A 21503-nucleotide genomic window follows, 5' to 3' on the forward strand; every position below is an offset into this window, starting at 1 on the left:
GCCACCTGAGGTGATAGCGGCTACGGTTGCAATAGCAGCGGTAAGGGTGGTTTTACCATGGTCAACGTGTCCGATGGTGCCGACGTTGACGTGTGGCTTTTTGCGTTCAAACTTGGCCTTTGCCATGGGGATATTCCTCTTTATTTGGGGTTAGTGCTTAAATAACAGTGATACAGTATTTAAAGCAATTTTAACCACATTAAGATAATTGTTAAAAGGTTGCACATGCAATGTGCAGATATTATAAGAAATTTGCGACCAATAACAAGTCTTTTAACAAGTTATTGGCTTAATAAAAGCTGACAATACAAAGCTAGGCTCTATATTGCCTTTATTAATTGGCTTTTAGTTACTCGTCGCCATCTTTAGAATTGAACTTAGCGATGATGTCAGCGGCAACTGATTTTGGAATCTCAGCGTACTTTTGAAACTCCATTGAATACGTTGCACGGCCTTGCGACATTGAACGCATTTGTGTGGCATAACCAAACATTTCTGCTAATGGTACTTCTGCACGAATCTGCTTAGTACCACCAGGCAAATCTTCCATACCTTGAACCAAACCACGACGACGGTTTAAGTCACCCATGATATCGCCCATGTAATCTTCAGGTGTTTCAACTTCAACTTTCATAACCGGCTCAAGAAGCGCAGGATTTGCCGCTAAGAAACCTTTTCTGAAAGCGATAGAACCTGCCATTTTAAATGATAACTCATCCGAGTCAACATCATGGTAAGAACCATCATACAGGGTCGCTTTTACGCCAACGATTGGGTAACCAGCAAGTACGCCATTTTTCATGCGCTCTTGGATACCTTTATCAACCGCGCCATGGAATTCTTTTGGTACTGTACCACCAACAACTTCTTCAGCGAATTCATATAAAACGTCGCCAGCTGGATCCATAGGCTCAAGACGTAGCCAAACGTGACCAAATTTACCACGACCACCCGTTTGACGTACAAACTTGCCTTCTTGTTCAACAGTCTCACGAATCGTTTCGCGATAAGCAACTTGCGGCGCACCGATGTTTGCTTCGACGTTGAATTCACGCTTCATACGGTCAACAAGAATCTCTAAATGGAGCTCACCCATACCACTGATGATGGTCTGACCAGATTCTTCGTCAGTATGAACGCGGAACGAAGGATCTTCTTTTGCCAAACGACCTAGAGCAATTGACATTCTTTCTTGGTCAGCTTTGGTCTTAGGCTCAACCGCTAGGCTGATAACTGGATCTGGGAATTCCATACGCTCAAGCGTGATAACATTTTGCTCGTCACATAAGGTATCACCTGTAGTCACATCTTTCATGCCAACCAATGCTGCGATATCACCCGTACGAATCTCTTGTAGCTCTTGCTGATCATCTGCCATCATCTGTACGATACGGCCAACACGCTCACGCTTCATTTTAACAGGGTTATAAACACTGCTGCCTTGCTTAAGCACGCCTGAATAGACGCGAACGAAGGTTAAGTTACCAACGAACTTGTCGTTCATGATTTTGAACGCTAGAGCAGCAAACGGTTCGTCATCTGAAGCTTCACGAGTACCTTCACTTTCTTCTTTATCATTCAAGATACCTGTAATAGCCGGCACATCAATTGGCGCAGGTAGATACTGAATAACCGCATCCAACATTTTTTGAACGCCTTTGTTTTTAAAGGCAGTACCACAAAGCAATGGGATGATTTCGTTATCAATCGTCAACTGACGAATAGCAGTATTGATTTGCTCTACTGACAATTCACCATTTTCTAGATACAGCTCCATCAGCTCTTCGGTCGCTTCAGCAGCACTTTCAACCAAATACTCGCGATATTCTTCCGCTTGTTCTTGTAATTCAGCTGGAATCTCACGTTCTTCGTATTCCATACCTTGAGAGGCTTCATCCCAATAGATGGCTTTCATGGTCACAAGATCAACAACACCTTCAAAGTAGTCTTCTTTACCAATTGGAATAACCAATGGTACTGCCTTGCCGCCTAGACGAGTTTTGATTTGTTCGACAACACGGAAGAAGTCAGCACCAACGCGATCCATTTTATTAATGAATGCAAGACGTGGCACTTTATATTTATTTGCCTGACGCCATACGGTCTCAGACTGTGGCTGTACGCCGCCTACTGCACAATACACCATGCAGGCGCCATCAAGCACACGCATAGAGCGTTCAACTTCAATCGTGAAGTCAACGTGACCTGGGGTGTCAATGATGTTGATACGGTGTTCATCAAACTGCTTGGCCATACCTGACCAAAAACAAGTTGTCGCCGCAGAAGCAATGGTAATACCACGCTCTTGTTCTTGCTCCATAAAGTCCATGGTAGCCGCACCATCATGCGTTTCACCAAGTTTGTGACTGACACCGGTGTAGAACAAAACACGTTCAGTAGTGGTCGTCTTACCAGCATCGATGTGCGCTGAAATACCAATATTGCGATAGCGCTTTAGGGGAGTTATACGAGCCATAGTGTTTTCCTAGGGGAATCATGTATGTATTAATGTGTTGTGTGTCTCTACCTTACATCCTTGGCAAAAGCATTCGGCCTTTACATTTTACTCATTAATAAACCTAATACGGTCAAAAAAGAGTAAAAACTAAGAATAGTGTGGCATCGGAGCTAAAATATAATCTTAATAGATATCCGCCAACGGCGCTGATGAATAATTCAAAACTACTATTCTTAAAGATAAGCAATCTGAAATATTTAACAGTGATATAGATGATAACGGCAATCAGTAGAGTAAATAAACAATAACGTGACTAACTGATTAATCAGTTAGTCACGATGAGCAGCTCTGTAGTCATTAACGCCTTTATGGCTATTAATGAAAAGCCACCGCGTTCTCTAAGCGATCTTAGAAGCGGTAATGAGAGAATGCTTTGTTGGCATCTGCCATGCGGTGAACTTCGTCACGCTTCTTCATAGCATTACCTTTGCCTTCTGAGGCATCAGACAATTCGCCAGCCAAACGTAGCGCCATTGATTTCTCAGAACGCTTTGCAGCAGCTTCAGCTAACCAACGCATAGCCAAGGCAGTACGACGGGAGGGGCGTACTTCCATTGGTACTTGGTAGGTTGCACCACCGACACGGCGAGCTTTTACTTCAACCATTGGGCGAACGTTTTCTAACACGTCTTCAAAGAACGCTACTGGATCTTCGATGTTACGCTTTTGTACCACCGTTTCAAGTGCACCGTAAACGATACGCTCAGCAGTAGATTTTTTACCATGGCTCATCACGTGGTTGATGAATTTTGCGATGGTTTGGCTACCAAACTTAGGATCCGGTAGGATCTCACGGGTAGCAATGACGCGACGTCTTGGCATAATAATAATCCTTTTCTTCAGGAGTGTCTGACATTCACAATCTCGCACCCGCCAATAATTTTGGGGCGTAGCAGCAAGTTGTCAGTCAGCCTTACTGCATGGTGGTACGTTATGGCGGTATGCTCATTAATGAGCTACTCAAATCCTTAACATAAAACTCATGCACAGTTAATGGGGCGTACGAATAAAATCTACGTTAATATTATGACTAATATTATGCTTTAGGTTTTTTCGCACCATATTTAGAACGACCTTGCTTACGGTCTTTTACGCCTGCACAGTCAAGTGCGCCACGAACGGTGTGATAACGTACACCTGGTAGATCTTTTACACGACCACCGCGGATAAGAACAACACTGTGCTCTTGTAAGTTATGACCTTCGCCGCCGATATAGCTTGATACTTCATAGCCTGAAGTCAAACGTACACGGCATACTTTACGCATGGCTGAGTTAGGTTTTTTAGGCGTAGTGGTATATACACGAGTACATACACCGCGACGTTGTGGGCACGCTTGCAATGCAGGAACTTTTGACTTTTCCTTGATTGTTTTGCGACCCTTGCGAATCAGTTGGTTAGTTGTTGCCATAAGGCATGCTTCTCCCGTTTGGTATAAAACAAAAAAATGGGTCTATCCACCAGTTACTTGACGTTATCCGTCAGTTTTTGGGGAACCCATTTTTAGGACAATGTATTATAAAGAGTTGTTGCTGCTATTTCAACTACTTATCAGACTTCCCACTTTACAAATATTCTTAGATGTGCTTTAAGCCTGATAAGGCTCTTATGAATAAATGGCGATATAAGTACGTTTTTCAAGAGACCCCTTTAAATTAATATTTATAAGGGCCTAAGTAATCATTATACCGCCTACTCACTACTCTGCTTCACTATTTACTAAAGCGGTCGCACTATTTTTAGCGTCAGCTTTCTGCTCAGAGCCTTTAGTCTTTTTAGCCTTCTCAGGTTCGACATCGTCTTCTGCTTTCTTGTTCTTTAGAGAAGACTTGTCTAACTTGCTCTCTTTTGACTTAGTATCATCTTCTTTGTCACTATCATTAATATCAAGTTTCTTAGTATCCAAAGCGGTAGTAGACTTTTCTGACTTCTTATCATTATCATCGTCTAATTTTTTATCTTCTTTGGAATCCGAAGAATTCTCTGCTTTACTTGTTATCTTCTCTTTGTCGTTATTGCTTTCATTTTTTTCAACTTTAACTTCACTGCTACTGTCATCAGTGATGGCAAGTTTTGGCTCAGGCGCAAAAGTTGCCTGGGCAACCCCAATTACTTCATCAATCAACTGGCTGTTGTAACGCATACCGACGACCACGGCGGTAACAGGTAATAACTTACGAATCCACGAAAAGTTAATTTGATCAAGATCAATACCCACTTGACCAGCAATATTATCGATCTGTTCAGCGTAAAAATTAACGTTTTGGTTTTTGAGGCCTAAGTTTTTAAGTTCACTATGCAGACCACGGCTTTGAGCATTATCTAGTAAGCCCTTACCTACTCCAATACCCGCTAGAAGTGCTTGTTTTTCTTGCATTTTGCTCAGGTCAGCATTAGCTAATAGCTCATATGCCATTTTAATACCTTGCTTACCTGTTAGCGGCTTATCATAGACTGCTGCTAACTGATAAACCGTACGTAATGATACCAATAGTAGCCATAAAGTATCAGCAAGCAGCCCTGGTAAACCGGCAAGACCTGTGATACCACCGAGGGTTGCTAGCGCACGGTTTTGATTGGCGATATCAGTTGCGAGCGCATAACGCTGCTCATTGTCTAAAGTAGCAATACCTGCAAAACGATGCTCACTTGGTAAATCTACTTGACTCCAATTGGCAGCCAGCTGGGCAACCTTTACAAAAGCGCTATCAAGCACCGACTGGAACATGCTGTTAGGGACGACTTTTTTGGCATATTTACCATAGGTTGCAAATCGGCTACCAAGCAACTGCTGAGTGGTCTTTAACGTTTGCTCACGAAATAAGTCCTGCTGGTAGTCATCATCACCTAGATTGACCGCTTTATATTGACGCGGTTTACTGGTTTTAGCATTGACGCTATCAAGCATTGAACCCACACGCTCAAGATTATTACGAGTCATGTGTCCAATAATACTAATACTTTTAGTGAGAGTGCTCTGCTTTGCCATAGTTATGTCCTTAACGTGAGGGTCATTGTTATTAAGAGTAGAATGTTAAAATTTCAGTGTTTTTTATCATTCAGGTCAGTAATAAGTGCTTTTTTATTTAACTTGCTAACAAATTTAGCCTATTATTCTAGCTACATTCTATTGTTAATGTCAGTGATAGCAATGTTATTAGTCCCGCAAATTTTGTATCTAAAAGTATAGCTTAGTTATCATATTAGATGTTGTCATTGCCAGTCTTTAATAAACCTTTCAGTAATCATAGTAGTTGTTAAACACAACTATTTGAAAAATGCTGTATTTAATCATATTAAATTTTTACTGTTATGCAAAGATTTTGCAGCCTTGATACGCTATCATACTGAGGCTTACATTGTGATTAAGAATATGCTCAAACATCTTTAGTAACATAGTGAATATGCTTAATAAAATATTATATTTAATCTAATATCTAGTAATACCCATAGCCATTATTAAACATCGATCATCAAACATCGATCATCAAACATCGATTATTAAACAGCCTATCATAAGGAATAGAGTATGCGCCGAGTTGTCATCACTGGAGCAGGGATTGTCTCTTGTATCGGACATGATTTAGCCACGGTTACCACTGCCCTCAAAAACGGCCAGTCAGGTATTGTCTTTAACGAATCTTATGCTGAACGCGGTTTTAAGTCGCAAGTCAGTGGCAGTATTGATAATGCCGCACTCGATACTTCTGCCATTGACCGTAAGCTTAAGCGCTTCTTTAGTGATGCCAGTCTCTATGCTTATTTAAGCGCCTTGGCAGCGATTGAGCAATCTGGACTGTCCCTTGAAACTATAAACCATAACCCGCGTGTCGGCGTCGTTGCTGGTTCGGGTGGCGCCTCAACTGAAGGCGTCGTCATTGCAGTAGATGCGATGCGCGAAAAAGGGTTGCGCGGTGTTGGAGCGATGGCGGTACCAAAAACCATGAGCAGCTCAGTATCAGCGGCGCTCGCAACGGGTCTTAAAATCCATGGCCCTTCCTACTCTATCTCTTCTGCTTGCGCCACATCAACCCATTGTATCGGTCATGCCGCTGAGCTCATTCAGCTGGGTAAAGCAGATGTGGTCTTAGCAGGTGGTAGTGAAGCTGAACACTGGACACAGTCGTGTATGTTCGATGCGATGGGGGCGATGAGTACCCAATATAACGATACGCCTAAACAATCCTCACGGGCTTATGATAAAGACCGTGATGGCTTTGTGATTGCCGGTGGCGGTGCGATGGTCGTGGTTGAAAGCTTAGAGCATGCTCAAGCTCGCGGTGCCAATATTTTAGCTGAAATTGTCGGTTATGGCGCTACTTCTGACGGTGCGGAGATGGTCGCCCCAAGTGGTGAAGGCGCGGTACGTTGTATGCAACAAGCATTAGATCAAGCAGGGTTAACCAGCGTTGATTATATCAATAGTCACGGTACTAGCACGCCACTAGGTGATATTACTGAGCTCAAAGCGATTGCTGAAGTGTTTGGTGGTAATTCTGGTACCGATGGCACTGCTAATTCCAAAGCATCTGTTCCGCCCATCAGTTCAACCAAATCAATGACCGGTCATAGCTTAGGGGCAGTTGGAGCGCAAGAGCTTATCTATTGCTTACTCATGTTACAGGACAGCTTTATTGCGCCAAGTATCAATATCGAGCAGTTAGACCCAGCGACCGAAGGCTTTGATATTGTCACTGAAAAGCGTGATGTTAAGCTCAAAACCTTGATGAGCAATAGCTTTGGTTTTGGTGGTACTAACGCTACTTTAATTATTAAAAAGTTCGATGCTTAATCTATGATTGCACTTGATAACTTTACCAAAACACCTACGATAAAAACGCCATCGGTTCTGAATCGATGGCGTTTTAATGATTTGCCTGTTGCTGAGTTACTTAAGCAATTACAGCAGCATTTATTGGCACAAGATAAAAATAGCAATTGGCAACTTACTTGGCTTAATAATGACGGTCGACCAGTCATTGGCTTGCTACCAAAAGTCAGCTGGTCAGTTTACTTTTGTTCCGATCAAACCGTGACTAACTCTACCCTACACCCTAATTATAAAATTGTGAAAACTCACCGTGACAACGGTTCGATAACCACAGCTTATATGAGCTATGCCGACTGGCAAGATGAATTAATCAGTTATAGCAGCCATTATGATAAAGGGTATGATTCTAATAACAGTACAATCACTTTAATAAACAAACAAAACAAGCAACCCAGCTATCATCACGGATTTATGGGCTTTATCGGCTATGATATGAGCGCGCATGAGCTCAGTCCAGCAGCCAAAATTAAACTGGCAACGCAACCTTGCGCGGTTCTAGGGCATTATGATATTTATCTAACCCCAACTGATAATGAAGCTGGCTGGACGTTAAACAGTAAAATATTAAATAGTGAGACTTTAAATAACGAGCTATTAGACATTGAAGATACACTTGACAATTCAAAACTATCAGCGCTTATAGACTATTTAAATATACTGGATAACGAGCTGTCGACTATAGACAGTGCCAATCAACCTAAAGGCGCATTAGCACCCTTCTTAACATTAACTGCCAACTGGCAAAAAAGTGACTATCAGCAAGCCTTTGTGCAAACCCAACGTTATCTACAACAAGGCGACTGTTATCAAATTAATCTCACTCAAGTATGGCAAGGTTGCCTAAATAAGTCTCTCAATAATGATAAAACAACGCCGATGCTCATTGACTATTTACCTACATTACATCGTAACACGCAAGCGCCGTTTGCTGGTTATATCAGTGTAAGCAAGCCAGAAAATTATGATTTAAAGACTGAGGTTTCAACAACTGACAACGTAGATACTATCAGCTTTGAGCTACTAAGCTGCTCCCCTGAGTTATTCTTTACCTTTATAAAAGATATTGAAACAGATATGAATCATATCCGTACCAAGCCAATCAAAGGCACTATGCCACGTGGTAGTACTAGCAAACAGGATTTACTATTAAAACAGCAACTAACTGCTAGCGCTAAAGACCGTGCTGAGAATGTCATGATTGTAGATTTATTGCGTAATGACTTAGGTAAATATGCCAAAACTGGCAGCGTAAAAGTACCGCTGCTGTTCGCTATTGAAAGCTTTAGTAACGTCCATCATATGGTCAGCACTATTACTGCTGAGTTAAAAGTGGACGCGCATCCATTAGCAGTATTATTTGGTAGTTTGCCGGCAGGCTCTATTACTGGTACACCCAAAAAGCGCGCGGTTGAGATTATATCTGAGTTAGAAGCTGATGCACGCGGTGCTTATTGCGGCACGATGGGCTATATGAATTTTGACGGTAGTGGCCAGTGGAATGTATTGATTCGTACGCTACAAGCAAATGAATCGTTAAGTGGAACTAGAAAAGTGAGTCTTTGGGCAGGTGGCGGTATTACTATCGCTTCAAATTGTGACGATGAATACCAAGAATGTCTCGATAAAGTTGGCAACTTGCTACAAGTGCTAAAGCAAGAAACTGGCACTCATTAATTAGAAAATTATCGACTAGACATTAATGAATTAGGCGGTTAATAGCAGGATGCTAATTAATAAGATATTAATTAGTAGAATGTTAGATAATAAAATACAAGGCATAAAGTACTGACGGTTGCTATAAAGTTTAAGTTAATGTCATAGCTTAATTCTCATCGAGCAATAGCATAACTTCACCTTCATGATAAACCTGCACACTTGTATTCTGTAGATGCTGCACGGTAATGCCATTGCCTTCCTGTAAATTGCCCGTAAAACTGCCATCATAAATCAAACCACGCCCGCAAGAAGGGCTTTTTGACTTTAGTAATGCGCGCGTAATTTGATACTTTTTAGCTATAACGCAAGCTTGCCTAGCACCTTCAACAAAGGCATCTGTCACTAGCTGTCCATCACAATCAACCACCTCGATACGTCCTTGTTGGTTGACTGTATCGGCAGGCGCACGTAGAGTTAGTAACCTTCCTAGCATCTCTGGATAAATAGAGACAACTGTAAACTTAGTACGCAGCTGCGTTAGTAATTCGCTATCTGCTAGCTGCGCATGATGAACATCATAGCGCACCTACTGATCTAGCAGGCAGGCACTGACTAACACAATCTCTTTTATAGTAGCAGGCATTTCTACCTATAGTACTTTTAACGCATCAATCAACCGTTGATGCTGCGCTGCGGTACCAATAGTAATACGCAAATATTCTTCAATACGCGGCTGATTAAAGTGTCGCACAATAATACCTTGCTCACGTAACGCGCTAGCAACCGCACTAGCATCACCCTTTTTAGGCCGTGCAAATATAAAGTTGGCATGCGATGGCAATACTTGATAGCCAAGCGCTGTTAAATCAGTCGTCAATGACTCACGTAGATCAATAACTTGCTGGCAGGTTTGCTCAAAATAAGTCTTGTCCAATACACTGGCAGTCGCCCCTGCTTGGGCTAATTTGTCTAGCGGATAGCTATTAAAGCTATTTTTCATTCGCGTTAAAGCTTCGATTAATGAGGTATTACCAAAGGCCATGCCTACACGCAAACCAGCAAGCGAACGTGACTTTGAACAGGTTTGGGTCACGAGCAAATTATCAAACTCATTGATAAGACTAATGGCTGAAACCGCTTTATCTAAGCTGTCCTTGGCCGCATAGGCGAAATCAATATAAGCTTCATCAATCACCACTACGGCATCAGGATGCGCACTTACCAGCTTATGGATATCAGTAAGTGACAATAACAATCCGGTAGGCGCGTTAGGATTAGCAATAATGATGCCGCTGCAAGGTTGATTATAGTCATTAACGTCGACGCTAAAATTATCTGCAAGGGCAATTTGTATCAAATCCACGCCAAAAGTCTGCGCATAAACGGGATAAAAGCTATAGCTAATATCTGGTGCTAACAACGGGTGCTCTTTCATAAAAAAGCTAGCAAAAACCAGCGCTAATACTTCATCTGAGCCGTTACCAACAAAGACTTGCTGGCTATCAAGACCATGTAATTGTGCTAACGCCGCCCGTAAATCATCAGACTCAGGCGCAGGATACAGACGCAACTCATCCGCTTGCTTGGCTAACACCGCAGTGATGGCCTCGCCTACTTTTGCTGAGGGTGGAAATGGATTTTCATTGGTGTTTAATTTACATAAGTTGTCGTGCTGAGGCTGCTCACCAGGGACATAAGGAGATAAGTTCTTTGCTTTATTTGACCAGAGTCTAGTGTCTGTTTTTGCTCTCTCTATCGTTAAATCACTCATAAACTATCCTACTATTAAGCGTATATATAACTATAAAAAATTATAAAATAAATTCAGAAATATGCTGCTAGTCAACCTTACGACTGATAGCGATAACGCGCTGAACGCGCATGGGCTTCCAAATCTTCACGCTGCGCCAGAATATCAGCAGTCTCAGCTAACGGCTTACTACCGGACTCAGAGCAGTAAATAATGGACGATTTTTTTTGAAAGTCATAAACGCCAAGCGGTGAAGAAAATCTTGCGGTTCCTGATGTTGGTAATACATGGTTGGGCCCTGCACAGTAGTCACCGATGGCCTCTGGCGTATGGCGTCCCATAAAGATAGCGCCAGCATGACGAATATTATCAAGTAGCGCATCGGGATCATCAACCGACAGTTCTAAATGCTCAGGCGCGACCCGGTTAATCACGTCCATACCCTCAGCACGGTCTTTAACCAGAATGAGCGCACCCCGATTTTTTAGAGAATCACGGGCGATATCAGCTTTTGGTAAATCCGCTAATGCTTTTTCAATCTCTGCGGCGACTTCTGCAAGCTGTTCAGCACTAGTGGTCACAAAGATTGCCTGCGCGATACGGTCATGCTCAGCTTGTGATAACAAGTCCATCGCCAACCAATCGGCGCGATCATCGGCTTGCCCTTCCGCATAGACCAATACTTCTGAGGGGCCCGCAATCATATCGATGCCCACTTGGCCAAATACGGCGCGTTTAGCCGCGGCAACATATTTATTACCGGGGCCAGTAATCTTATCTACGGACGGAATAGTCTCAGTACCATAAGCCAATGCGGCCACTGCTTGGGCACCACCAATAGTAAACACCCGATCAACTTTGGCTAGATGTGCGGCGGCCAGAACTAACGGATTAAGAATGCCATTTGGGGCGGGTACCACCATGATAATTTCTTTGACGCCCGCCACTTTTGCTGGAATAGCATTCATCAATACTGATGAGGGATAAGACGCTAAACCGCCCGGCACATAAATTCCAACCCGATCAAGGGGCGTGACTTTTTGACCCAAACGGTTGCCCAGCTCATCTTTATATTCCCAAGTTTCTTGTACTTGGCGTTCATGAAAGGTTTGCACCCGCGTTGCCGCTGTCGTGAGCGCTTCTTTTACCTTAGTATCAAGGTTAGTAAATGCCTTTGCCAAAGATTCTTGCGATAATTCTAGCTCATGCATTGACATTGCTGGATGCTGATCAAATTTCTGGGTCAACGCCAATACTACGCTGTCGCCGTCTTGACGTACTTGCGCAATAATACTATCGACCGTTTTTAACAAATCGGCATCATTCACGGTCTCAAAAGCAAGCAAAGTGGTTAACTGCTGCTCAAAATCGACATCTTGGGTACTTAACTGGCGCATAACCTATTCCTATGTTGAAGCTAAAAATACGAATCCAAAAGTAAAGGGGCTATATGTCTGTATGCTTGGCGGCAACTAGGATAATTAACCTACTCACCACTGTTATTCTAAGCGGCATTTTTTTGCAGGCAAGCAGACACAATAAAACCAGTTTAGCATGCTATATCTATCTGGTAGCGCTAAACTGGTTTTATAATGCTGATGGCAATTCTTGGTATTATTAACAGCTATTTGCTAATAATGCTAAAGGTCGCTTATGTTTAGAAAGTCGTACTAAACAACGCTGTTAAGAAGCCGCTGCAATACTATCTTTAAAGCTATTAAGAATCGGCTCTAGTAATGAAAATTTGCGCTTGTAACTGACTTGATTGACAATCAACCGTGAAGACACATCACAAATATGGTCACGCGGCTCTAAGCCATTCGCAATTAAAGTATTGCCGGTATCAACCACATCGACAATTAAGTCCCCTAAGCCAACCAGCGGAGCTAGCTCCATCGAACCATACAGTTTGATAACGTCAACTTGCTGACCTTGACTGGCAAAATAAGCCCGCGCAACATTGACATATTTAGTCGCAATACGTAACCGACGATTCGGTAGCGGCGCGCCTTTGACACCGGCAGTCATCAGCTTACACTGGGCAATTTGCAAGTCTAATAATTCATAAACATGATTGGCACCATGTTCAAGTAGCACATCTTTACCCGCTACCCCAAAGTCCGCAGCGCCGTGTTCAACATAGGTAGGTACATCGCTAGCACGTAAAATCAATACCCTTACATTAGGGTTGGTAGTCGGAAAAATTAATTTGCGTGAAGCAGCAGGTTCTTCTAATAAATCGACGCCAGCGGCCTGTAATAATGGCATCGTCTCTTCTAAGATACGCCCTTTAGATAACGCTAACGTTAAGCCGTTAAACTCATTATCCACTTCATTTAATAAGTCATTATTCTGTAAGCTTTCGGTTTGCTCAGTCATAAGGCCATGGTGTCCGTGTGCAGTTGGTATCTCTTATCGTTAGTTAGTCTTTTTTATTGATAAGAATTATTTATTCCATTAGTGCTCATAGTAATAACATTAATAAAAGGGCAATCACTTACTGTTATTACCCTTTATCCTTATTAACTATGCATCATTAGAGTTAATGCGTTCGATATTCACGCCTAGAGTGCGTAATTTATTTTCAACGTCTTCATAACCACGGTCAATGTGATAGATGCGGTCAATCAAGCTTTCGCCTTCAGCCGCAGCAGCAGCCATAACCAATGACATTGAAGCTCGTAAATCAGTTGCCATCACCGGCGCTGCTGTAAAGTATTCCACACCTTTGACCACAGCAGTATGACCATCTACTTGGATAGAGGCACCTAAACGATTGAGCTCAGGGACATGCATAAAACGGTTTTCAAAGATATTTTCGATGAAAGTACTGGTGCCATCCGCAAGGCAAGAGATAGCCATTACTTGCGCTTGCATATCCGTTGGGAACCCTGGATGCGGTTGGGTACGAATATCAACTGGTAGCGGGCGTCCAGTCATTTGCGCGCGAATCCAATCATCACCAGTAGTAATAACAGCACCCATCGCTTCAAACTTCTCGAGCACCGGAATCAATAACAAGGCCGAGGTATTCTTAGCCATCACATCGCCACGAGTCATCAATGCCCCTGCCAAATAAGAGCCGGTTTCGATGCGGTCGGGCACGACTGAATACTCACAGCCATGTAGACGCTCAACACCCTCAATAGTCATCGTTGCCGTACCAATACCACTGATTTTAGCGCCCATTGCTACTAGCATATTTGCCAAATCAACTACTTCTGGCTCGAGCGCACAGTTGCCTAAAACAGTCGTGCCTTTAGCAAGTGCTGCCGCCATAATAACGTTTTCAGTACCGCCAACGGTGACCATATCAAAAGAGAAATTGCAGCCAATCAGTTTACCGCCTTTAGGAGCTTGCGCTTTTACATAGCCGTTTTCTACGATAATGTCAGCACCCATCGCCTCAAAGGCTTTAAGATGTTGATCAACCGGACGTGAACCTATGGCACAGCCGCCTGGAAGCGACACTTCTGCTTCACCAAAACGTGCCAGCAATGGACCAAGTACTAGAATTGAGGCACGCATCGTCTTGACTAAATCGTATGGCGCATAAAAATTATCAATATTTTTGGTATCGCAAGTAACTGTATCGTCTTGCTTTTGAATACTAATACCCATACCACCAATCAGCTTAATCAACGTCGTTACGTCTTGTAATGAAGGTACATTATGTAATGTCGTTGGAGTCTCGGCCAAAATCATGGCTGCAAGTAAAGGCAAAGCGGCATTTTTGGCGCCTGAGATAGTAACTTCCCCTGCAATACGACTGCTGCCGGTGATTAAAAATTGATCCATATAGGTGACTGCCTAGCTGTGTGAATATGAGGGAATATAAAAACAAAGGTAATATGGCAAGACAATACTCTCACCATGTATGAAACTAAAGGCTTATTATTGAAATAAAAACATTATCCTTTTGACTGAACGTCCCACTCAGCAGGTGTTAGTGCTTGAATATTCAGCGCATGAATATCACCGCTAGCAATTTTATCATTAACCAAGGCATAGATAGCCTGCTGGCGCTGAACTGAACGCTTACCTTCAAAGCTGATATCGACAACCCGCACATCAAACTTATTGCCTTGATTGGCGGCCTGGATAAAAGCGTCTGGGAAGTGTTGCTGTAAAAATGATATTAAATCGTCAGCGTTCATGCTCATAGGGATACCTTTTTATCTTTATAATTTTATCGTTAAAATAGCGTTTGGGTGCAATAAGGCGTCATTATAACAAGAGTTTGATTGTCTTACAGTACTGTCTGCTAATATACGCTTGCAGTTTAAGCTTTTAAAGAAGCCCACAGAATTTATTCAGTGTTTAGCGATGCTTTCGAAGCGCTAATTAAGCTCTTTATCCAGATAGCGTAACACTTGCGCGCGCACGTCATTAACCCAGCGCAGTGGTGAGGCCATCGCACCAATACTGGTAGCATGACTGGCACCCTTAATCTCACTATTTTCTACTGTGGCGCCAAACTCTTTTAACGCCTGCGTCATTTTGATGGTATTTTGATCATAAACCACTTTATCATTCTCAGCAGTTAACAATAAATAAGGGGGCTGCTTACCTTTAATTTGGCGATCGGGCATGACTTCATCGGGGGTTGCATCAGCTGCAAAGGCAACAGAGCCACCATATTTGCGGAAATCGTAGCTGTAAGGGCCAGCGATGCCGACTACGGCACTAATGTCACTGGGCTTCATCCCATAAGTTGCTAAAAAATCTTCGTTTGATACCGCTGCTATCATGTTAAAAGCACCAGCGGAATGACCAACAACGGCAAGACGCTGCGGATTAGCATGAAAGCGCGCGGCATTATCATAGCTCCACGCAATCGCTTGCGCCGTGTCTTTAACATAGTCCGGATAAACGTGTTCAGGCGCTTTGCGATAATTAATCACGGCGGTAATATAGCCTGCTTGGGCAAAGCTTTGCCCGACAAAAGCATAATCTTCTTTGCTACCACTTTCCCATGACCCACCATGGACAAATACGACCATCGGATAGCTGTTACTGATACTCTGCTGGCTTTGCATAGCTTGCGCTAAGGGCTTTGGATAATACATATCCAAATCTTGTAGAGGTGCATCGCCATATAAGATATCTTTACTGACCCCAACGCCGCCACTTGAACTCAAGCTATTCACTACATTTAATGCTGAAAACGCCTGAGCTTGTTGGGCAGCCAGAGCAATACTACCCACTGCCACCGCTGCGGTCACGCCTACACTTACTAGCTTAAGGCTACGTGGCTTAGGAGTTTTTGACTTAGGCCATTGTGATTCATATAAGTTTGGCTTAGTAACAGTTGTCTGATTAGCGGACTTATCCGTAAGATTCGGTTCTTGTTCTGCTCTATTTGCACCTTTCATGACCCATATCCTTATTGAGTATCAATCAACATTTAGCACGATGCTGATTCATTTATCATTCTATTTATCTTGTTTCTTGCCTTTATTATCTTACTGGCTTTTCTAGAGTTTGACGTGTTTTTACTGTTATCACTGGTTAGAGTTCTTGTGAGTAACGGCTATATCAGAATAAATAGAATAAAAAAAGATGGTGTCTGTATTTATTAAACTGAGCGTTATCGATTCGATGTTTTAATTGCTATACAACTCAATATAAGGACTGGATGTTTCTTGAGTTGCAAGATTAGTATTATCTGCTAGTAAAACGGGTTCGGCGCTATGTGCTGCATCAGTAGTCGCGGCATTCCTAATCATTGGTTTAACAGTGGCAACAGAAGCTCCTGTTGCGTTGCGCTCAAACATAATATCATCCTCAGTGACGGGCGCTCCTTGATCATTTATTAAGGTGGTTAGCAAGACCAGCTCAGTGATACCGACAGTACTATTTGCAATTTCAATCAGTAAGCTTTGCTGAGTCGGGGTCATGCGCCCCATCACGTAGACCACACCATCGTTGGTCACGGTTTTAATTTGCGAGGGTTTTATCCCATTATTAGCGGTCACCCTTGCCAGCAGCTTTGAGGTAATATAGCCATCATGGACGGTTGAGCTATACCCTTTTGCCACGCTGATATCCATCTCGTTGTAGACGCGGCGTACATCAGGCATTGAACGCACAACTTCCTCAATTTGCTTTTTAAGGGCTTCTGATGGTACTTCACCCGTCAGTAATACTTCACTATAAAAGCTGTTGATACTAATACGGCTGTCTTGTTTCAGGTTTTCTTGTAGACCATAAATATTGACTTTCACCGTATGCTCAATACTTCGATCAAGCAGGCGCTGTGGAATGGTGCGTTCGGTCACAGGTACGCCATAAGTCCCTTCGGTACTATTGGTTAGATAATTAGTGGTACAGCCGGTACTCACGATGCTGACCATCACAATGGCGCCCATCATAGCGCGGCGCGGTAAATTGAAAATAGCAGTGAGCGAATGCATCCTTGTCATTATTTACCCCATAAGACATTATTAAATGTGTAACTTTGATTATTGCGGTTACTTTACGCAAATTTTATCATTGGCGGTTAGGTATTTGGTAACGGTATATTGTTAGAATCGTTCAGCTGCCCTTTAAATCACTATTTTTAATTGATGGTTTTTGATTGCTACTATTTTTAATCACTACCATGCCGAAGCAATGAATGCGCCCATTAGCCATTCAGGTTGGTAATTGGTTTTTAGATGCTTTCCTGGCTCAATATCATAAGCAACCACATCAAATCGACAGTCCATATCAGCATATTCAGGAGTCTGCTGTAAAAAATATTTGGCCGTTTTGATAACTTTATGTTGTTTGGCTGGCGTAACACTAAGGGCCGCATCGCCAAAGCCTGAACGTCGTCGCTGACGTACTTCAATAAAAACGAGGGTTGACCATGCTTACCTAACCTCGAGCATGACCAAATCAAGCTCACCCACTTTAGGCTGCTGCCAGTTTTGGGCGATAAGTATCAGCCCTTGTTGCTGTAAAAACACCAGTGCGTGCTGCTCAAAATAGCTGCCTTGGCGCTGCTTTGGAGACGTGAGTATTAGAGGTTTGCGTAAGTTGGGTTTATTAGCCATGACACTGAATTCGTCTGCAGAACATTTCATAATTATCATAGCACAACATGCTAAACTAACCACTTTTAAGCGTTCAGTACTTCAGTAATACTCTAGCTAAACATTAGTCACCAGCACTTTTATCGCTGTCTTCAATCACTGCTCACGCTTAACATTCACAACGCCTAAGAGGTTTTCATGTCTACCCCCACTACAATGCCGGCTTGTCTATATATCGTTGCCACGCCGATTGGCAATATGCAGGATATGACCCCACGCGCGATTGATACTTTAAAGCAGGTTGCTATCATCGCTTGTGAAGACACGCGCACCTCCGGTAAATTGTTATCGTACTTTGGCATAAATACTAAAAGTAATAGCAAGAACGATGATGAAAGTGATATTAAAAGCGACATTAAAACTCATAAAGTCGACACCGATAAGTCTGATGAATCAGCAGACAGCAATACTGAAAGTAAAAAAGGCCATAACAAGCTATGGGCATATCATGAGCACAATAGTGCGATACAAACGCCCAAGATTATTGAGATGATTCAGCAAGGGTACTCGGTGGCGTTAATTAGTGATGCCGGCACGCCGCTGGTCAGTGACCCGGGTTATCAATTGGTACAAGCCGCCCATGCCGCTGGCGTCACCGTCTCGCCTATTGCCGGCGTGTCCGCTGCCGTGGCGGCGCTGTCAGTGGCAGGCTTACCATCTGACCGCTTTAGCTTTATTGGCTTCTTAAACGCCAAAACCCATGGCCGCCAAAAGCAATTGACCGCATTAAAAACACGTACTGAAACGCTGATATTTTATGAAGCACCGCATCGTATTATCGCCAGTTTAGAGGATATGGCCGCTGTATTTGGTGCCAATCGTGGCGTGACTTTTTGCCGTGAGCTCACCAAGACCTTTGAAACTGTGCACAAATCAACGCTTGCCGAATTAATTGAATTTGTTTCAGCCGATGACAATCAGCAGCGCGGCGAGATGGTCGTGGTCATCGCAGGTGATAACGCCCTGCAAGATGAAGATGACCTCAGTATTCACGATGAATTATTGCAGCGTTTATTGCTTGATTTGTCAGTCAAAAAAGCCGCTGCTTTAGCGTCTGATATCACTGGCGTCAAAAAGAATGCCCTCTATCAGCGCTTACTTGAATTGCAAACGGCAGAATAAAATCTCTCATTTAAGTATTTTTAATAAAATATCAGGAGTAGTAAATGTACGATGTAATGGCGATAGGCAATGCGTTGGTTGACCATGAGTATCTGCTCAGTGAAGCAGCGCTAGAAGAAACTGAGCTGACCAAAGGCAATATGACGCTGGCAGGACTTGAAGAGCAGCAGCAGCTGTTGGCGTATTTTCAACTGGCAGAGATTGAACCATCAAAGCAAGCCGGCGGTGGCTCAGCTGCCAATACTATGTTTGCCTTTGCAAGCTTGGGCGGTAAGCCGTTTTATGCGTGCCGGGTGGGCGATGACAAGCAAGGAAAGTTTTATCTGCAAGACTTAAATCAAGCCGGTGTTGCTACCTCAGAGCAGTCGATACATAAAGGCGGCGTGACCGGCTCATGCGTCGTTGCGGTGACCGAAGACGGCGAGCGCACCATGCAGACCTATCTTGGCACTTCAAGCGATATCAGCGCTGAGAATGTCAATTTTGATGCGCTCGTAACTGCGGATTGGTTATATTTAGAAGGCTATTTGGCAATGTCTGAAAGCATTCAGCCCGCCATGACCCAGCTGCGCCAACAAGCCGGCGTGCACAATGCCAAAATCGCCGTTAGCTTTGCCGACCCAGCTGTAGTCAAGTTTGCCAAAGACGGTTTGCTTAATATGCTTGGCAATAAAGTTGAGATAATATTTTGTAATAGTGAAGAGGCCTGTTTGTTCACTAATAAAAAACAAGTGAAAGCGGCCGCACGCGCGCTACTTGAGCATTGCCAAATAGCCGTAGTCACTGATGGTGCCAAAGGTGCGGTTATCGCGCAAAAGCCTGAGCATGATGCAGAAGGCGACAGCGACGATATCATCATTCATGAAATCGCCACCCCTGCCGTTGCAGACGTTATCGACACCAATGGCGCCGGTGACAACTACGCCGGTGCATTTTTATATGCCTTATCACAGCACTATAGCTTGCCAGAATGTGGTCGACTTGCCAGCGAAGTCTCCGCGCAAATTATTCAACAGTTTGGCCCGCGCTTAGAGTCACAAGGTTATCAAGATATTGCTCAACGCGTATTGTCTGCTTAACTCTTTAAATCGCTTTATGTTTAAATAACTAAACTGAGTCATTTTAGATTGCTGAGAGAATAAAAAAAGCCCGTATCAAATCGATATGGGCTTTTTTTATTCTTAATTTTAATGATGAATTTCAGATAGTTTACTGAACACTATTATAGCAATACCTCTAACTTAAGCAGACGCTAAGGCTTGTTCTAAATCAGCTTTGATATCGTCAATATGTTCAATACCAATTGACAAGCGTACCATGTCTGCACTAACCCCAGCTTGCGCCAATTCTTCTTCATTCAACTGACGATGGGTGGTGGTTGCTGGATGACACGCTAAAGATTTTGCATCACCAATATTAACCAAACGCGTAAACAGCTGCAAAGCATCAATAAAGCGTGCCCCTGCCTCCAAACCACCTTTTACGCCAAAGGTCAAAATCGCAGAAGGTGTGCCTTTCATATAACGCTGAGCAAGCTCATAGTCAGGATGGTCTGGCAAACCGGCATATTTTACCCAAGCGACTTTTTCATGGTCACGCAGATACTCAGCAACGATTTGCGCGTTTTGCACATGACGCTCCATACGCAAGCTTAAGGTCTCCATCCCTTGCATAATACTAAAGGCATTCAGCGGACTTAACGCCGCGCCCATATTACGCAGTGGAGCCACCCGAGCACGGGCAATAAAAGCCGCAGCGCCAACATCTTTAACGAAATTTACGCCATGATAACTGGCATCAGGGGTATTCAATAACAGGAAACGCTCAGGATAGTCCCCCCAAGGGAAGGTGCCACTATCGACAATCGCCCCGCCAATTGAAGTACCCGTACCACTCATATATTTGGTCAATGAATGCACCACGATATCCGCGCCAAACTCAAATGGACGGCAAAGTGCCGGCGTCGCTACCGTGTTATCAATGACAACAGGCACGCCATATTCATGGGCAATGTCACTTAATGCTTGAATATCAACAATATTACCCAGCGGATTACCGATACTTTCGGCAAAAATCATCTTGGTTTTGTCATCGATTAAATCACGAATTGACTCAGGTTTGGTATGGTCAAAAAAGCGCACTTCGATGCCTTGACGCGGCAGCGCATGGGCAAATAAATTATAAGTGCCGCCATATAGCGTAGAGACGGTTACGATATTGTCGCCCATCTCACAAATAGTCTGCACGGTATAAGTAATCGCAGCCATACCAGACGCTACGGCTAGGCCGCCAACACCGCCTTCAAGTGCGGCCACCCGTTCCTCTAACACCGCATTGGTCGGATTCATAATACGGGTATAAATATTACCCGCGACTTTTAAATCAAATAAATCTGCCCCATGCTGGGTATCATCAAACGCATAGGAGCTGGTATGATAAATCGGTACCGCTACTGCTTTGGTGGTGGGCTCGACACTGTAGCCGGCATGAATAGCTATTGTTTCCAGACGTTGGCTATGCTTAGTATCTTGTTTATTATTGCTCATA

General features: G+C 43.4%; 18 protein-coding genes and 1 pseudogene. 4 read left to right on the forward strand and 15 right to left on the reverse strand.

Translation table 11 applies throughout. From position 1 onward, the window contains the following. The 5 genes from ES754_RS11665 to ES754_RS11685 form a co-directional block, all read right to left on the reverse strand. The coding region (locus tag ES754_RS11665) for a GTP-binding protein (RefSeq protein WP_228267773.1) at positions 1–126 on the reverse strand (126 nt) is incomplete at its 3' end. A 223-nt stretch (positions 127–349) separates the two neighbouring features. Further along, complete coding sequence (gene fusA / locus ES754_RS11670) at positions 350–2476, reverse strand: elongation factor G (protein WP_147224380.1); 2127 nt, start codon at positions 2474–2476, stop codon at positions 350–352. A 390-nt stretch (positions 2477–2866) separates the two neighbouring features. After that, the gene (gene rpsG, locus ES754_RS11675) at positions 2867–3340 is read right to left on the reverse strand and encodes a 30S ribosomal protein S7 (protein ID WP_147224381.1); all 474 of its coding nucleotides are present in this window, start codon (positions 3338–3340) and stop codon (positions 2867–2869) included. Positions 3341–3554: 214 nt separating this feature from the next. Then, complete coding sequence (gene rpsL / locus ES754_RS11680) at positions 3555–3929, reverse strand: 30S ribosomal protein S12 (protein ID WP_025646352.1); 375 nt, start codon at positions 3927–3929, stop codon at positions 3555–3557. Between the two features lie 288 nt (positions 3930–4217). Further along, positions 4218–5507, reverse strand: coding sequence for an EcsC family protein (locus ES754_RS11685; RefSeq protein WP_147224382.1), 1290 nt, complete (start codon positions 5505–5507; stop codon positions 4218–4220). A gap of 540 nt (positions 5508–6047) precedes the next feature. Between ES754_RS11685 and ES754_RS11690 the strand changes: the two genes are divergently transcribed. After that, entirely contained in the window at positions 6048–7310 is a 1263-nt protein-coding gene (locus ES754_RS11690; protein WP_147224383.1) for a beta-ketoacyl synthase N-terminal-like domain-containing protein, read from the forward strand. A 3-nt stretch (positions 7311–7313) separates the two neighbouring features. Beyond that, positions 7314–9023, forward strand: coding sequence for an anthranilate synthase component I family protein (locus ES754_RS11695; protein ID WP_147224384.1), 1710 nt, complete (start codon positions 7314–7316; stop codon positions 9021–9023). Positions 9024–9171: 148 nt separating this feature from the next. On the opposite strand, the gene ES754_RS11700 is transcribed toward ES754_RS11695, so the two are convergent. The 9 genes and pseudogenes from ES754_RS11700 to ES754_RS11740 all read right to left on the reverse strand — a co-directional run. Beyond that, complete coding sequence (locus ES754_RS11700) at positions 9172–9591, reverse strand: 2-thiouracil desulfurase family protein (RefSeq protein WP_147224385.1); 420 nt, start codon at positions 9589–9591, stop codon at positions 9172–9174. A gap of 63 nt (positions 9592–9654) precedes the next feature. Beyond that, positions 9655–10776 carry a histidinol-phosphate transaminase gene (gene hisC / locus ES754_RS11705; RefSeq protein WP_201538803.1) on the reverse strand — a complete coding sequence of 374 codons (1122 nt, stop codon included), beginning with the start codon at positions 10774–10776 and terminating at the stop codon, positions 9655–9657. Positions 10777–10853: 77 nt separating this feature from the next. Next, positions 10854–12152: a histidinol dehydrogenase gene (gene hisD, locus ES754_RS11710; protein WP_147224386.1), complete on the reverse strand. Its 1299-nt coding sequence runs from the start codon at positions 12150–12152 to the stop codon at positions 10854–10856. Between the two features lie 286 nt (positions 12153–12438). Further along, on the reverse strand, positions 12439–13134 hold the full coding sequence (gene hisG, locus ES754_RS11715) for an ATP phosphoribosyltransferase (RefSeq protein ID WP_201538804.1): 696 nt from the start codon (positions 13132–13134) through the stop codon (positions 12439–12441). 147 nt (positions 13135–13281) lie between these two features. Further along, the gene (gene murA / locus ES754_RS11720; protein ID WP_147224387.1) at positions 13282–14553 is read right to left on the reverse strand and encodes a UDP-N-acetylglucosamine 1-carboxyvinyltransferase; all 1272 of its coding nucleotides are present in this window, start codon (positions 14551–14553) and stop codon (positions 13282–13284) included. A 113-nt stretch (positions 14554–14666) separates the two neighbouring features. Further along, positions 14667–14918: a BolA family protein gene (locus ES754_RS11725; protein WP_147224388.1), complete on the reverse strand. Its 252-nt coding sequence runs from the start codon at positions 14916–14918 to the stop codon at positions 14667–14669. Between the two features lie 177 nt (positions 14919–15095). Further along, positions 15096–16130 (reverse strand): alpha/beta hydrolase, encoded by a 1035-nt coding sequence (locus ES754_RS11730; RefSeq protein ID WP_147224389.1) that lies wholly within the window; start codon positions 16128–16130, stop codon positions 15096–15098. 231 nt (positions 16131–16361) lie between these two features. Continuing rightward, the gene (locus tag ES754_RS11735; protein WP_147224390.1) at positions 16362–17180 is read right to left on the reverse strand and encodes a BON domain-containing protein; all 819 of its coding nucleotides are present in this window, start codon (positions 17178–17180) and stop codon (positions 16362–16364) included. A gap of 318 nt (positions 17181–17498) precedes the next feature. Next, positions 17499–17834 (reverse strand): annotated as a pseudogene (locus ES754_RS11740) (YraN family protein); the annotation flags it as partial. Positions 17835–17972: 138 nt separating this feature from the next. Between ES754_RS11740 and rsmI the strand changes: the two are divergent. After that, a complete protein-coding gene (gene rsmI / locus ES754_RS11745) occupies positions 17973–18956 on the forward strand; it encodes a 16S rRNA (cytidine(1402)-2'-O)-methyltransferase (protein ID WP_147224391.1) in 984 nt (327 codons plus the stop codon). A 44-nt stretch (positions 18957–19000) separates the two neighbouring features. Then, positions 19001–20035, forward strand: a complete 1035-nt coding sequence (locus ES754_RS11750; RefSeq protein WP_147224392.1) for an adenosine kinase — start codon at positions 19001–19003, stop codon at positions 20033–20035. A 162-nt stretch (positions 20036–20197) separates the two neighbouring features. Here ES754_RS11750 and ES754_RS11755 read toward each other — a convergent pair whose 3' ends face one another. Then, entirely contained in the window at positions 20198–21502 is a 1305-nt protein-coding gene (locus ES754_RS11755; protein ID WP_147224393.1) for an O-acetylhomoserine aminocarboxypropyltransferase/cysteine synthase family protein, read from the reverse strand. Position 21503: the final 1 nt, after the last annotated feature.

It is taken from the genome of Psychrobacter frigidicola, assembly GCF_007997305.1.
In the GTDB taxonomy this organism is placed as follows: domain Bacteria; phylum Pseudomonadota; class Gammaproteobacteria; order Pseudomonadales; family Moraxellaceae; genus Psychrobacter; species Psychrobacter frigidicola.

Bases quoted from the DNA above. Each gene is read 5' to 3' on its own strand.
- fusA (WP_147224380.1), bottom strand. From the start codon at position 2,476: ATGGCTCGTATAACTCCCCTAAAGCGCTATCGCAATATTGGTATTTCA.
- rpsG (WP_147224381.1), bottom strand. From the start codon at position 3,340: ATGCCAAGACGTCGCGTCATTGCTACCCGTGAGATCCTACCGGATCCT.
- rpsL (WP_025646352.1), bottom strand. From the start codon at position 3,929: ATGGCAACAACTAACCAACTGATTCGCAAGGGTCGCAAAACAATCAAG.
- ES754_RS11685 (WP_147224382.1), bottom strand. From the start codon at position 5,507: ATGGCAAAGCAGAGCACTCTCACTAAAAGTATTAGTATTATTGGACAC.
- ES754_RS11690 (WP_147224383.1), top strand. From the start codon at position 6,048: ATGCGCCGAGTTGTCATCACTGGAGCAGGGATTGTCTCTTGTATCGGA.
- ES754_RS11695 (WP_147224384.1), top strand. From the start codon at position 7,314: ATGATTGCACTTGATAACTTTACCAAAACACCTACGATAAAAACGCCA.
- hisC (WP_201538803.1), bottom strand. From the start codon at position 10,776: ATGAGTGATTTAACGATAGAGAGAGCAAAAACAGACACTAGACTCTGG.
- hisD (WP_147224386.1), bottom strand. From the start codon at position 12,152: ATGCGCCAGTTAAGTACCCAAGATGTCGATTTTGAGCAGCAGTTAACC.
- hisG (WP_201538804.1), bottom strand. From the start codon at position 13,134: ATGACTGAGCAAACCGAAAGCTTACAGAATAATGACTTATTAAATGAA.
- murA (WP_147224387.1), bottom strand. From the start codon at position 14,553: ATGGATCAATTTTTAATCACCGGCAGCAGTCGTATTGCAGGGGAAGTT.
- ES754_RS11725 (WP_147224388.1), bottom strand. From the start codon at position 14,918: ATGAGCATGAACGCTGACGATTTAATATCATTTTTACAGCAACACTTC.
- ES754_RS11730 (WP_147224389.1), bottom strand. From the start codon at position 16,130: ATGAAAGGTGCAAATAGAGCAGAACAAGAACCGAATCTTACGGATAAG.
- ES754_RS11735 (WP_147224390.1), bottom strand. From the start codon at position 17,180: ATGACAAGGATGCATTCGCTCACTGCTATTTTCAATTTACCGCGCCGC.
- rsmI (WP_147224391.1), top strand. From the start codon at position 17,973: ATGTCTACCCCCACTACAATGCCGGCTTGTCTATATATCGTTGCCACG.
- ES754_RS11750 (WP_147224392.1), top strand. From the start codon at position 19,001: ATGTACGATGTAATGGCGATAGGCAATGCGTTGGTTGACCATGAGTAT.
- ES754_RS11755 (WP_147224393.1), bottom strand. From the start codon at position 21,502: ATGAGCAATAATAAACAAGATACTAAGCATAGCCAACGTCTGGAAACA.